This is a genomic window from Streptomyces sp. LHD-70 (assembly GCF_031157275.1).
Classification (GTDB): Bacteria; Actinomycetota; Actinomycetes; order Streptomycetales; family Streptomycetaceae; genus Streptomyces.
In genome coordinates, this window is record NZ_JAVIFW010000008.1 from 310293 (window position 1) to 323087 (window position 12795).

The 12795-nt window shown below is 71.5% G+C and carries 9 protein-coding genes and 1 pseudogene; 5 read left to right on the top strand and 5 right to left on the bottom strand.

Features of this window, described 5'->3' with window-relative positions; translation table 11 throughout:
- Window positions 1-93: 93 nt before the first annotated feature.
- Complete coding sequence (locus tag RCO28_RS18335) at window positions 94-645, bottom strand: CGNR zinc finger domain-containing protein (RefSeq protein ID WP_308942276.1); 552 nt, start codon at window positions 643-645, stop codon at window positions 94-96.
- Window positions 646-771: 126 nt separating this feature from the next.
- Between RCO28_RS18335 and RCO28_RS18340 the strand changes: the two genes are divergently transcribed.
- The 3 genes and pseudogenes from RCO28_RS18340 to RCO28_RS18350 form a co-directional block, all read left to right on the top strand.
- The gene (locus RCO28_RS18340; protein ID WP_308942197.1) at window positions 772-2235 is read left to right on the top strand and encodes a hypothetical protein; all 1464 of its coding nucleotides are present in this window, start codon (window positions 772-774) and stop codon (window positions 2233-2235) included.
- A 125-nt stretch (window positions 2236-2360) separates the two neighbouring features.
- The gene (locus RCO28_RS18345; protein WP_308942198.1) at window positions 2361-2810 is read left to right on the top strand and encodes a VOC family protein; all 450 of its coding nucleotides are present in this window, start codon (window positions 2361-2363) and stop codon (window positions 2808-2810) included.
- 232 nt (window positions 2811-3042) lie between these two features.
- A pseudogene (locus tag RCO28_RS18350) lies at window positions 3043-3984 on the top strand (M28 family metallopeptidase); the annotation flags it as partial.
- A gap of 15 nt (window positions 3985-3999) precedes the next feature.
- Here the strand turns inward: RCO28_RS18350 and RCO28_RS18355 are convergent.
- The 4 genes from RCO28_RS18355 to RCO28_RS18370 form a co-directional block, all read right to left on the bottom strand.
- Complete coding sequence (locus tag RCO28_RS18355; RefSeq protein ID WP_308942199.1) at window positions 4000-4887, bottom strand: ABC transporter permease subunit; 888 nt, start codon at window positions 4885-4887, stop codon at window positions 4000-4002.
- Window positions 4874-5821, bottom strand: a complete 948-nt coding sequence (locus RCO28_RS18360) for an ABC transporter ATP-binding protein (protein ID WP_308942200.1) — start codon at window positions 5819-5821, stop codon at window positions 4874-4876. The genes RCO28_RS18355 and RCO28_RS18360 overlap by 14 nt, the downstream gene beginning before the upstream one ends.
- A 154-nt stretch (window positions 5822-5975) precedes the next feature.
- Window positions 5976-7247, bottom strand: a complete 1272-nt coding sequence (locus tag RCO28_RS18365; protein WP_308942201.1) for a DUF2092 domain-containing protein — start codon at window positions 7245-7247, stop codon at window positions 5976-5978.
- 295 nt (window positions 7248-7542) lie between these two features.
- Entirely contained in the window at window positions 7543-8553 is a 1011-nt protein-coding gene (locus RCO28_RS18370; protein WP_308942202.1) for a polyprenyl synthetase family protein, read from the bottom strand.
- A 327-nt stretch (window positions 8554-8880) separates the two neighbouring features.
- Here RCO28_RS18370 and RCO28_RS18375 point away from each other — a divergent pair, with 327 nt between their 5' ends.
- Complete coding sequence (locus RCO28_RS18375) at window positions 8881-10383, top strand: peptide MFS transporter (RefSeq protein WP_308942203.1); 1503 nt, start codon at window positions 8881-8883, stop codon at window positions 10381-10383.
- A gap of 48 nt (window positions 10384-10431) precedes the next feature.
- Window positions 10432-12570, top strand: a complete 2139-nt coding sequence (locus tag RCO28_RS18380) for a CocE/NonD family hydrolase (protein WP_308942204.1) — start codon at window positions 10432-10434, stop codon at window positions 12568-12570.
- Window positions 12571-12795: the final 225 nt, after the last annotated feature.

A 12795-nucleotide genomic window follows, 5' to 3' on the forward strand; every position in this document is an offset into this window, starting at 1 on the left:
GCGTCTCGGGGGCCCGCCCTCCGGCCCCCTGCTCCTCAATCGCCAATCGCTTATCGCTTATCGCTTATCGCCAATCGCCTATCGCCGTCGGGGCTAATTCTTGGCCCGGTGGGTTCTGACCTTGTTGCGGTTGCCGCAGCGCTCCATCGAGCACCAGCGGCGGCGGCCCGCCCGTGACGTGTCGACGAAGACCAGGAGGCAGTTGTCGGCCCCGCAGACCCGGATGCGGTGTGCGTACGGGCCGGTGAACAGCTCGATCGCGTCGCGCGCGACGGTCGAGAGCAGCCCGCTCGCCGTGGCCCCTTCGCTCCACGCGCGCGTGCCGTCCGGCAACAGGCGGGCGGCCAGCGGCGGCTCGGCCGCGGCGGCGTTGACCACGGCCAGCGGCCCCGGATCGAGGGCGCCGCCGCGCGCACGGGCCTCGGCCAGCGACCACAGCGCGGCCCGCAGGGCGTGCGCGGCCGCCAACTCGCTTTCGTCGACCGTCACTTCAAGCCCCGCGCCGAGCCTGCTCTCCGCCACCCAGACCCGCAGATCGGCGGGCTCATGCAGCGACTCGAACTGCGGGTAGCGCTCGGCCCCGCCGGTCGGCAGCAGCTCCAGGCAGAGGGCACCGGGGTCGAAGTGGAAGGAACGGCCGTACATCACGTAACCAGCGTATGCGGTTACCGCGGTTACCGCGGTTACGGCGGCTTGAGCGGAGGCGCGGCACACCCCCGAGAACGGACAAGTCGTCGCATAGCCGGGCAATTACTTCAGTACCGTGAGGCGATGCCGCCGCCGCACCTCACGCCTCCGCGACGGGACCACCGCGCGCTGCTCCTCGTCTGCGCCGGGTTCGCGGTGCTGCCCGCGCTGTTCGTGCCGCTGAGCCTGCCGCTCGGCTGGGACGAGATCGTCTACGCCGGCCGCTTCCCCTCGTACGCCCAGGGCCTCAACGTCCCCTTCGAGGCGCCGCGCACCCGGGGTGTGCCCGCGCTGATGGCGCCGGTCGCCGGCTGGTCGGACCACGTGGTGCTGCTGCGGGTGTGGCTGAGTCTGCTCGCGGGGGTCGCGCTGTACGTCGGGTACGTGCCCTGGCTGCGGGTGCTGCGCGCGCGGCCGCACGTCGTGCCGCTGGCCGCGGCGGGCTACGGGAGCCTCTGGTTCACGCTGTTCTACGTCGGCTCCGCGATGCCCAACCACTACACGGCGATGGGCGCGACGGCGGCGGTCGGCTGGTTCCTGTGCCTGCGCGAGGGTCACGGGACCTTCCTGCGGGCGTCGGCCGGGCTCGCCTTCGGCCTCGGGCTCGCCACGCTGACACGGCCCAACGACGCGGCGTGGATCGTGGCGCCGCTGCTTCTCGCCGTGGTCGCGCACCGGCCGTGGCGGGCCGGTGCCGCCCGGCCGCTCGTCGCGATGGCGGTGGGCGCCCTGGCCGGGCTCGTGCCGTGGGTCGTCGAGTCCGAGCTGCGGTTCGGGGGCGTACGCGAGCGGCTCGCCCTCGCGGCGGAGCAACAGGGCGGCCTGCGGCCCCGGTTCAACCTGCCCGCTGTCATCAACGCCCTCGACGGCCCGCTGCTCTGCCGCCCCTGCACAGCGGCGGGGCCGAGCCTGCCGACGGCCCTGTGGTGGTACGCGCTGCCGGTCCTGGTGGTCGTCGGGGTGTGGCTCGTGCGGCGAGGACGGGGGCGTACGGGGATGGATGGGGGGCCGGACGACGTGCCCGTCGCGGCCGTCGTGCTGCCGGTCGTCGTCGCCGGGTCCGCCTCCGTCACGTATCTCTTCCTCCTCGACTACTCCGCCGCCCGCTTCCTGCTCCCCGCGTACGCGCTGCTCGCGCTGCCCGCCGCTGTCGCCGTGCGGGCGCTGTGGGGTGCGGCGCGCGGGCGCGGGCGGATCGCCGTCGGCATACTGACCCTCGCCGCCATCGGACATCTCGGCGTCCAACTGGCCGCGACTCACGCGCATGCCGGGATCCAGGCCGAGGCCCGCGGCGACTGGCACCGGATCACGGCCGCGCTGCGTGCGGCGGGCGTCGGCCGGGGCTGCGTCCTGGACGGCAACAGCATGGTGATCCCCGTGGCGTACACCGCGGGCTGCGCCCCCGCGATCCAGCACCCCGACTCCCCGCCGGACGCCTGGGTCCTGCGCAACGCCGAACCGCCACGCACGCCGGGCGAGTTGCGGGTGATCCCGGTGCGCGGGACGTACAACGCGGGGTGGCGGATCGCGGTGCCGCAGCCGCGGTGAGGGGCGGCGTTGCGTACGGGCGGGCTTTGCGGGCGGGGCGCACGGGCTGGGCGTACGGGCGGGGCGTACATGCTGCGGGGCGTCGCCCTTGCCGCTCCGCAACCGTAACCGCTATAACCGGTTACATGCCTCTCCAGTGGAAAATCGTCATCGACTCCACCGACCCGCACGCGCAGGCCGACTTCTGGGCCGCCGCGCTCGGCTACGCGGTCGAGGACAACAGCGTCCTGATCGAGCAACTCCTCGGCGCGGGCGCCGTACCGCCCGCGCTCGTCACCGAGCACCACGGCCGGCCCTCCTGGCGCGGGGCCGCGGCGGCGCGGCACCCCGACGACCCCTACGACGAGCTCAGCGGGGCCGGGCTCGGGCGGCGGCTGCTCTTCAACCAGGTCCCGGAGCCGAAGACCGGCAAGAACCGGGTCCACCTCGACCTGCATGTCGGCGCCGAGCAGCGCGCGGACGAAGTGGCGCGGCTCGAAGGGCTCGGCGCGCGCATGGTGCGCGCGGTGGACGAGCCGGGCGGCAGCTGGGTGCTCATGCAGGATCCCGAGGGGAATGAATTCTGCGTGGCTTGAGGTGAGTTGAGGGGATGTGAGGGGACGGGGGTTCGGGCGGACGGAATCGGCGGCGCCCGGAATACGGAACGGGCGGACCGGAATTCGCTCTTGACGTGACGTCAGCGTGCACCCACCATCAGGGCGCACGCACCACGCGTTGCGCGCGCGCCACCAGCACCATGCGCCCGCGCGCAACCGCACGTCTCGTACGCCCCCCACCCTGTTCCCGTACGGACTTCGGAGCCCCCACATGAAACTCTCCGCCCCGATACGCACCCTCACCGCCGCCGCGCTCGTCACCTCCGGGCTGCTCGCGATGCCCGCGGCGACCGCGGCACCCACGGCCGAACCGGCCGCCGCGGCACCCGACATACCCGTCGCCGACGTCAAGGCGCACCTCGGCGAACTGCAGTCCATAGCCGAGGCCAACGGCGGCAACCGCGCCCACGGCCGGCCCGGCTACAAGGCGTCCATCGACTACCTCAAGGGCAAGCTGGACGCCGCCGGATTCACCACCTCCGTCAAGGAGTTCAACTCCGGCGGCGCCACCGGGTACAACCTGGTCGCCGACTGGCCCGGCGGCGACGAGGGCCAGGTCCTGATGGCCGGCGCCCACCTCGACAGCGTCAGCTCCGGGCCCGGCATCAACGACAACGGCTCGGGTTCCGCGGCCGTACTGGAGACCGCGCTCGCCGTCTCCCGTGAGCAGCTCAAGCCCGCGAAGCATCTGCGCTTCGCCTGGTGGGGCGCCGAGGAGCAGGGCCTGGTCGGCTCCCGGAACTACGTCAACTCCCTTCCGGACGCGGACCGTTCAAAGATCAGCGGCTATCTCAACTTCGACATGATCGGCTCGCCGAACCCGGGCTACTTCGTGTACGACGACGACCCGGCCATCGAGAAGGTCTTCAAGGACTACTTCGCCGGACTCGACGTACCCACGGAGATAGAGACCGAGGGCGACGGCCGCTCCGACCACGCCTCGTTCCTGGACGCCGGGATACCGGTGGGCGGACTGTTCACCGGGGCCGGGAACACCATGTCCAGCGAGCAGGCGCAGAAGTGGGGCGGCACGGCGGGCGAGTCCTTCGACCGCTGCTACCACTCGGCCTGCGACACGACCGAGAACATCAACGACACGGCCCTCGACCGCAACAGCGACGCCATCGCGCACGCGATCTGGCAGCTGTCGTCGTAGATCCGCTCTCCCTCAGGCGCTGATGTCCTTGCCCGCGAACCGGGCCCAGGCCGCCGAGCCGAACAACAGGGCGTAGAAACCCTGCAGTCGGAGGTTGGCGTACAGGTTCTCCCAGAGGACCGGTTCGCGCATCAGGTCGGCGAAGGACAGCCAGTGGTGCGAGAAGAGGTACGGATGCACCGCGTCCAGCTGCGGGATCGTGGTCAGGATCTGCACCGTGACAAGGAGTCCCACGGTGCCGGCCATGGCCGCGATCCCGCTGTTGGTCAGGGTGGACACGAACAGTCCGAGCGCGGCGAAGCCGACCAGTGACAGCGCGACGGCGAGGGCGATCAGGAGCGCCCGCCACAGTCCCTCGGAGTAGTCGATCCGGGTGCCGGAGATCGTGGTGAGCTCCCCCACCGGGAACAGCAGCGCGCCGGTGACCAGGCCCGACACCGCCACGGTGAGCGTCGCGGCGAGGCAGAACGCCAGTGTCGACGCGTACTTGACGAGCAGCAGTCGCGTACGGCCCGCCGGCGCGACGAGCAGATAGCGCAGCGTGCCGGCGCTCGCCTCGCCCGCGATCGCGTCGCCCGCGACGACGCCGACGGTCAGCGGGAGGAAGAACGGCAGGGTCGCGGCGAGCGCGGTGAACACCAGGAACAGACCGTTGTTGCTGATCTGCGCCATGAACGCCGGACCGCCGCCGTCCGCCCCGGCACCGCCCCCGTTGGACGGGCCGCCTCCCGTCTCGATCCTCACGACGACGCCGATCAGTACGGGGATCGCCGCGAGCACACCGAGGAGCGCGAAGGTGCGCAGGCGGCGGAAGGTGAGGCCCAGTTCGGAGCGGAGGAGGCCGAGCGTCGCCGCGGCGGGCAGGGGTGCCCTTTCGGTTGTGATGTCACCCTGTGACATCGAATCCCTCCCCCGTCAGCGCCACGAACGCGTCTTCCAGAGTGCCCCGTTCGAGGCCGAACGCCCGGACCCGGACACCCGCATGGACAAGGGCCGCATTCAGCTCGGCCGGGTCCCTCTCGCCGGGCGGCGGCTCGCCCGTGACCCGGTCCTCGGTGACCGTCAGGCCCGTGACCCCGTACTCCTTGAGGATCCGCGCCGCGTCGCCCGGGTCCGGTGTGGTGACCGCGATCCGGTCCTGCGCGCGGGCCGCCAGCTCCGCGACCGAGCCCTGTACGACGAGCCGGCCGCGGGCCATCACGGCTGCGTGCGTGCAGACCTGCTCGATCTCGTCGAGCAGATGCGAGGAGAGGAAGACGGTACGCCCCTCCTGCGCCAACTCCCTGATCAGCGCCCTGATTTCACGCATGCCCTGTGGGTCGAGGCCATTGGTCGGCTCGTCGAGTACGAGCAGTCGGCGCGGTCTGAGCAGCGCCGCCGCCAGCCCGAGCCGCTGCTTCATGCCGAGCGAGTACGCCTTGGCCTTCTTCCCCGCCGCCGCGCCCAGGCCCACCCGCTCCAGGGCGGCGTCGACCCGGGCGGCACGGGTGCGCGGGTCGGCGGTCGGGTCGGCCGCGTCGTACCGCAGCAGGTTGTCCCGGCCGGAGCGGAAGGCGTACGGGGCGGGGCCCTCGATCAGTGCGCCGACCTGCGGCAGTACGGTCCGTGCGGCGTCCGGCATACGGCGGCCGAGCACCTTCGCCGTACCGGAGGTCGGCTCGATCAGGCCCATCAGCATGCGGATGGTGGTGGTCTTGCCGGAACCGTTGGGCCCGAGGAATCCGAAGACCGTACCGGCCGGCACGGTGAGGTCCAGGTGGTCCACGGCGAGCTGGCCGCCGCGGAAGCGCTTGGTCAGCCCTCGGGTCTCCACGGCCACGAACGCGTCTTCCATGGCCCGCCCCCCTTCACGTTCCGCTCGCAGCCCGTTCCGATCGCAGCGCGATCCGCCCCGCAGCGCGTTGCGCCCCGTGGGCGCGAGGCCCACGGGGCGGAACCCTGCTGCTGTCTCTGCCCTTCTGCTACTTCTGCTACTTTTGCTACTTTTGCTACTTCTGCGAGTTGGCCGCCTTCACCAGCGTGGCCTGGTCCACCGCGCCGACGTAGACCTTGCCGTCGTCCGTCATCAGCGCGTTCACCAGGCGCGTGGAGAAGACCGTGCCGGAACCGAACTCGCCGGTCACCTTGTCGCCGAAGGAGTCGAGCAACTGGTCGGCCTCGGGCGGGAGTTCACCGGAACCGGAGGACGGTACGCCGCCCTTCGTGCCGCTGTCGATGACCGCGACGGAGCTCCAGCCCTCGCCGATCACCTTCATGCCGCCGTCCTTGCCCTTGGCCGTGGGGCCGTCCCCGCCCAGGCCGCCGAGGAAGCCGTCCTTGCCGAAGCCCTCCTTGCCGAACTCCTTCTGGTGCTTCTTCTCCAGCTTCTCCAGGTCCTCCGCCTCCGTGACCTTCGTGCCCTTGCCGGGCTTGAACTCGAAGGTGGACGCGGCCGGCTTCGCGAAGTCGACCTTGGTGAACCCGGCGTCGACCACCGGCTTGCCACCGCTGCTCGGGCTGAGCGTGAACTTCAGCGGCACGCCGTTCTCCGCGTCCACCGCGATCCGGATCGAACCGACCGTGGAACCGGTGCCCTTGGGCTCGACGAGCAGCTGGTACGCGTCCCGCCCGGCGACGCTCGCCGTGCCGTCGACGGTCACGGACGTGGTCTCGTCGGCCGCCTTCAGGACCTCGTCGGCGAGCTCCTTGGGCGTGGCCGGAACACCCTCGTGCTTGCCCCGGTCCTCCTTGGGGGCCTTGCCCGCGTGCCCGTCCTCGGCGTGGAACGCCTCGTCCGACTTACTGTCGTACGCCCACACGTCGGAGCCGTTGCGGATGATGCTGTACTCCGCCGCGTCGTCCAGGATCGACAGCTTCTGCTTCTGCGGACCGTCGGCGGCCACGCGCAGCGTGTGCGTCCCGGTCACCAGCTCCATCAGCTTCTTGTCCGGCGCCGCGGCCGAACCGCCCTCCCCGTCACCGCCCTTGGGCGCGAGCGAGGCGGCCGCGTCGGCGAGCGACGGCAGGCCCAGGTCCGTGCTGATCTTCACGTTGCCGGAGATCTGCTCCTGGTCCGACGCCGCGATCTTCTCGATGAGCTGCTGCGCGGTGATCTTCGGCAGGTCCGGATCGCCGGAGTCCGCGAGCGCCGGGACGAGCCCGATGGTCGCCGCCGCGACGCCGGCCACCGCGGCCGGGACCGCGTAACGCGCCACCCTGCGACGGCCCGTGGGCCGGTCCTCGTCCCCCGCGGTGCGCTGTGCCGATTCGTACGGTGCCATGTGTGCCCTACCTCCGTGTTCGGCGGCGGTCTTCCCTCTGCACTCGTCCACCCCTCGCCGCCATTCTCACCCGAATTGGTTCAGGAGTGGTGCTGTGTCCTCAAGTTGGTTCCTCAAGTGGTGCACCTCTATACGACCAAATCGGCCGCCCGGAAGCGTCAACCCCGGGGCGCAACCTCACGTACGCCCACGGGATGACATACGACGGCGGCGCCTCCCCCGACCCGTAGGGGAAGCGCCGCCGTCGGACGTTCAGCGGGCTCGGCCCGCGCGGTGCATCACCGCGTCCATGGCCTCAGCCCGCGCGGTGCACCACCGCGTCGCACAGCTCCACGAGCGCCGCCTTCGCGCCGCACTCCGGGAGCGGGGCGAGCGTCGCGCGGGCGTCCTCCGCGTACCGGATCGTGTCCCGGCGGGCCTGCTCCAGGGCCGGGTGGGCACGCAGTCCGGCGAGCGCCTCGGCATGCCGGGCGTCGTCCGTGAGGTCGCCGTCGAGCAGTGCGCACAGCGCGACGTCCTCGGGCCTGCCGTCCTTGGCGGCCTGGGCGCGCAGGTGCAGCACCGGCAGCGTGGGGATGCCCTCGCGCAGGTCGGTGCCGGGGGTCTTGCCGGACTCGTGCGAGTCGGAGGCGATGTCGAGTACGTCGTCCGCCAGCTGGAAGGCGGTGCCGAGGCGTTCGCCGTACTGCGTCAGGACGTCCACGACCGTCTCGTCGGCGCCGGACATCATCGCGCCGAAGCGGCCCGCGACCGCGATCAGGGAGCCGGTCTTGCCGCTGATCACGTCGAGGTAGTGCTCGACCGGGTCGCGGCCGTCGCGCGGGCCCGCGGTCTCCAGGATCTGGCCGGTGACCAGGCGCTCGAAGGCCTCGGCCTGGATCCGGACGGCCTCGGGGCCGAGGTCGGCGAGGATGTGCGAGGCGCGGGCGAAGAGGAAGTCCCCGGTGAGGACGGCCACCGAGTTGCCCCAGCGGGCGTTGGCGCTGGCCACGCCGCGGCGCACGTCCGCCTCGTCCATCACGTCGTCGTGGTAGAGCGTCGCCAGGTGCGTCAGCTCCACGACCACCGCGGACGGCACCACTCCGGGGGCGTAGGGGTCGCCGAACTGGGCGGCGAGCATGCCGAGCAGCGGCCGGAACCGCTTGCCGCCCGCCCGCACCAGGTGTTGCGCGGCCTCCGTGATGAACGGGACCTCGCTCTTGGTGGCCTCGATGAGACCTTCCTCGACAGCAGCCAATCCGGCCTGGACATCGGCTTCCAGAGCCTGGTCCCGCACGCTCAGCCCGAACGGCCCGACGACGGTCACGAGGGGTTCTCCTGTCTGCTGACGATCACAAGTCGATTCACGGTCGATCACATGCCCGATGACACGGTTTGTCGATGTGTCGCTGCCATCACTCAAGTCAGCGTATCCGGTCGCGTTTCGATCACTGCGGGCCCCCGCCCGACCAGCACGGGATCCCCGCAGTTCTCCCCGGCTTCACAGGGGGACCGTCCACCCCGTGAGACCTCGGGCGCAGGCCGCGCGACCACGACCGGCCGAAGGTATGTTCGTGAGCCAGGAATTCAAGCATTTTCGGCCACCTGGCCACTTCTCGTTTATCGTCCACCGACCCACCACGGAGTTCGCGCCTTGTCCCGAAACACCCCGTCCAGGACCGCGGACACCGAACCACAGCCCGGCGACGACCGGGCCTTCTTCGGGCAGCCACGCGGGCTGCTCACGCTCTCGGGCCTCGAGGTCTGGGAGCGCTTCTCGTTCCTCGGTATGCAGGCGATCCTCGTCCTCTTCTTCGCGGACTCCGTGGCCGACGACGGCCTCGGCATGGACGCCGGAACGGCCGCCTCCGTCTCCGCCGCGTACGGCACGCTCGTCTATCTCGTGTCCGTCGCCGGCGGCTGGCTCGCCGACCGGATCCTCGGCTCGTACCGCGCGGTCCTGTGGGGCGGCATCCTCATCGCCTGCGGCCACTACTCCATGGCCGTGCCCACCGCCACGATGACCTGGGTCGGGCTCGGCCTGATCAGCGCCGGCACCGGACTGCTCAAGCCCAACGTCGCCAACATGGTCGGCAAGCTCTACGGCACCGAGGACGACCGCCGCGACGCCGGCTTCGCCCTCTACTACATGGGCATCAACATCGGCGCCTTCCTCGGCCCGCTGATCACCGGCTGGCTCGGCGAGCACCAGGGCTGGCACTGGGGCTTCTCCGCCGCCGCGATCGGCATGACGCTCGGCCTGATTCAGTACGTGGCGGGCCGCCGCCACCTCGCCGGGCGCAAGGCCGCCGCGGAGTACGCCCTTCCGCAGCAGGCCATGCGGCGGGCGGTGCTCCTCATCGTCCTCGGGGTCGTCGGCTTCGCCCTGCTCGCGGGCGTACTCGCGGCCGTCGGCTGGCTCACCATGGACCGCTTCGTCGACCTGCTCACGCTGGTCTCGGTGATCGCGCCGATCGTCTACTTCGTATGGATGTTCCGCAGCCCCCGGGTCACGGCCGAGGAACGCGGCCGGCTGCGCCCGTACATCGTGCTGTTCCTCGCCTCCGTGGCCTTCAACTTCATCCTCTTCCAGGCGTACTCGACGATGATGCTGCTCGCGTCGACCAACGCCCGCACCGAGATCCTCGGCTTCCACTTCCCGGCCGGTTGGTACGCCTCCGCACTCGGCGCCTTCGAGGTGGCCCTCGCCCCCGTCGTCGCCACGGTCTGGGCGCGGATGGGACACAAGCAGCCGCACGCCTCCAACAAGATCGCCTTCGGGGTGATCCTCGGCGGCCTCTCCTTCCTCCTGATGGTGCTGCCCACCTCCGGCCACGAGGACGACACGTACCAGATGGCGGCCTGGTGGATCGTCGGCTCCTATCTGCTGCTCGGCCTCGGCGACATCCTCCTGGAGACCTCCGGGATGTCGGCCACCACCAAACTCGCCCCCAAGGCCTTCGCCAGCCAGACCATGGCCCTCTGGTTCCTCTCCCTCGCCCTCGCCAACGGCATCCAGGCGCAGGTCGTGAAGCTCTACGGGGAGGTCTCGAACCCCGTCTACTTCGGTCTCAACGGCGCCGTCGCGGTCGTCGTCGGCCTCGCCGTCATCGCCGCCGCCCCCTGGCTGCGCCGCACCATGCACCCCGTCCACTGAGTCCTGCTTCGAGCCCCGAGTGGGGCTCACCCCCGAGGTTGATCCGCCATGCACATCCGCACCGCGTTCCCGTACGAGACCACCCGCGAGGACATCCGCATCCCGTTGCCCGACGGCAGCCGGCTGTACGCGCGCGTGTGGCGGCCGGTCACCGACGAGCCCGTGCCGGTGCTGCTCGAGTACCTGCCGTACCGCCTCAGTGACTGGACCGCGCCGCGCGACTGGCAGCGCCATCCCTGGTACGCGGGCCACGGCTACGCCTCCGTACGCGTCGACGTGCGCGGGCACGGGAACTCCGAGGGGCTGCCCGGCGACGAGTACTCGGCGACCGAGCTCGCCGACGGCGTCGCCGTGGTCGAGTGGCTCGCCGCGCAGCCCTGGTCCACAGGCAAGGTCGGCATGTTCGGCATCTCCTGGGGCGGCTTCAACTCCCTGCAGATCGCGGCCCTCGCGCCCGAGCCCCTGAAGGCGATCGTCACGGTCTGCTCGACGGACGACCGCTACGACAACGACGTGCACTACATGGGCGGTTCCGTCCTCGCCGTCGACATGCACGCCTGGGCCTCGACCATGCTCGCCTTCGTCTCGCGCCCGCCGGACCCGCAGTTCGTCGGCGACTCCTGGCGCGACATGTGGCTGCGCCGCCTGGAGTCCCTCGACCCGTTCATCCACACCTGGCTGCACCACCAGACCCGCGACTCGTACTGGCAGCACGGCAGCGTCTGCGAGGACTACTCCGCGGTCAAGGCCGCCGTCCTGGCCGTCGGCGGCTGGCACGACCCGTACCGGGACACGGTCCTGCGCCTCGTCGAGCATCTGCCGGGGCCCGCCAAGGGGTTGATCGGGCCGTGGTCCCACCAGTACCCGGACCGCGGCCTGCCGCCGGGGCCAGCGATCGGCTTCCTGCAGGAGACGCTGCGGTGGTGGGATCACTGGTTGAAGGGGGCGGAGGCGCCTTCGGTGAGCGAGGAGCCTGCGGGTGCGGGTTCGGGTGCGGATGCCGGTGTGGATGCCGGTGCCGGTGCCGGTGCCGATGTGGGTGCCGATTCGGGTGCCGATTCGGGTGCGGGGGCGGCGCGTGGCGGTGGCGGTGGCGGTGGCGTCATGGACGAGCCCACCTTGCGGGCCTGGATCAGCGAGTCCCATCCGCCGGCCACGGTCTACGAGGAGCTGCCCGGCCGTTGGGTGGGCGCAAGGGAGTGGCCGTCCCCGCAGGTCACACCCGTGACGTACCACTTCGGTGGCGATCCGCGGGCCGTTCGCTCGCCGCAGCAGACCGGCCTCGACGCGGGCCGCTTCTTCCCCTTCGGCAATGACGCCGACCTGCCGCCCGACCAGCGGGACGAGGACGCGAAGTCGGTGTGCTTCGAGTTCGAGGTGCCCGAGCGGCTCGAGGTCCTCGGGCGGGCGCGGGTCACCCTCCGGCTCGCCCTCGGCACCCCGCGCGGCCAGGCCGTCGCACGGCTCTGCGACGTGGCGCCGGACGGCTCGTCCACCCTGGTCACCCGCGGAGTGCTCAACCTCTCGGCACGGCACGGGCGGGACCGGATCGAGCCCTGGCAGCCCGGCACCACCCAGGATGTGACGTTCGAGCTGAACGGCATCGGGCACGCCTTCCCCGCCGGCCACCGCATCCGCCTCGCCGTCTCCTCCGCGTACTGGCCGTGGATCTGGCCGCAGCCAGGCTCCGAGGAGGGCTTCACCCTCGACCCGAAGGGCAGCTCCCTCGAACTCCCGGTCTGGACGGGCGAATCGGGCGAGCCGCTGTCCGTATCCGACGAGCCCGAGCAGTCCGAGCCCCTCGGCGTCATCCAGCCGGAGACCCTGGAGGAGCCGCGTCCGGAACGCCTCGTCGTACGCGATGTCGCGCGCGGCACCTGGCGCCTGGAGGTCGACCCCCGCTACGGCGGCACCCGCATCTACCCGGACGGCCTCGAGTTCAGCGAGGACGCCCTGGAGACGTACGAGATCGACGAGCGCGACCCGCTGAGCGCCCGCACCCACTCCGACTGGTCGATCCGCCTGCACCGGCCCGAACTCGGCTGGGACGCAAGGGTCGAGACCCACTCCACGATCACCTGCGACGCGGACGACTTCCTCACCTCCAACGAGGTGATCTGCCGCGAGGGCAACGAGGTCGTCTTCCACCGCACATGGGAGAAGCGGATTCCACGCACGGCTGGATGAGGACGGGGGGTTCGGTCGGGGGCGAGGTCTGGCGTGGGGGCGCGGTCGGGGGCCGGCTCTCGGGGGGCGGGCCTGACTTGGGGCTGTTCCTGGGCGGACCGCCAGGCGCGGGTCGGTCGCCGGTCGGGCGCGGCGCGGGCTGGTTCTCGGGCGAGCCTGGCATGCGGCTGTTCCCGGGCGGACCGCCAGGCACAGGTCGGTCCCCGGGCGAGCGCGGCGCGGGCT

Excerpts from the sequence above, each read along its gene's own strand:
- RCO28_RS18335 (WP_308942276.1), bottom strand. The coding sequence starts at position 645 with ATGTACGGCCGTTCCTTCCACTTCGACCCCGGTGCCCTCTGCCTGGAG.
- RCO28_RS18340 (WP_308942197.1), top strand. The coding sequence starts at position 772 with ATGCCGCCGCCGCACCTCACGCCTCCGCGACGGGACCACCGCGCGCTG.
- RCO28_RS18345 (WP_308942198.1), top strand. The coding sequence starts at position 2,361 with ATGCCTCTCCAGTGGAAAATCGTCATCGACTCCACCGACCCGCACGCG.
- RCO28_RS18355 (WP_308942199.1), bottom strand. The coding sequence starts at position 4,887 with ATGTCACAGGGTGACATCACAACCGAAAGGGCACCCCTGCCCGCCGCG.
- RCO28_RS18360 (WP_308942200.1), bottom strand. The coding sequence starts at position 5,821 with ATGGAAGACGCGTTCGTGGCCGTGGAGACCCGAGGGCTGACCAAGCGC.
- RCO28_RS18365 (WP_308942201.1), bottom strand. The coding sequence starts at position 7,247 with ATGGCACCGTACGAATCGGCACAGCGCACCGCGGGGGACGAGGACCGG.
- RCO28_RS18380 (WP_308942204.1), top strand. The coding sequence starts at position 10,432 with ATGCACATCCGCACCGCGTTCCCGTACGAGACCACCCGCGAGGACATC.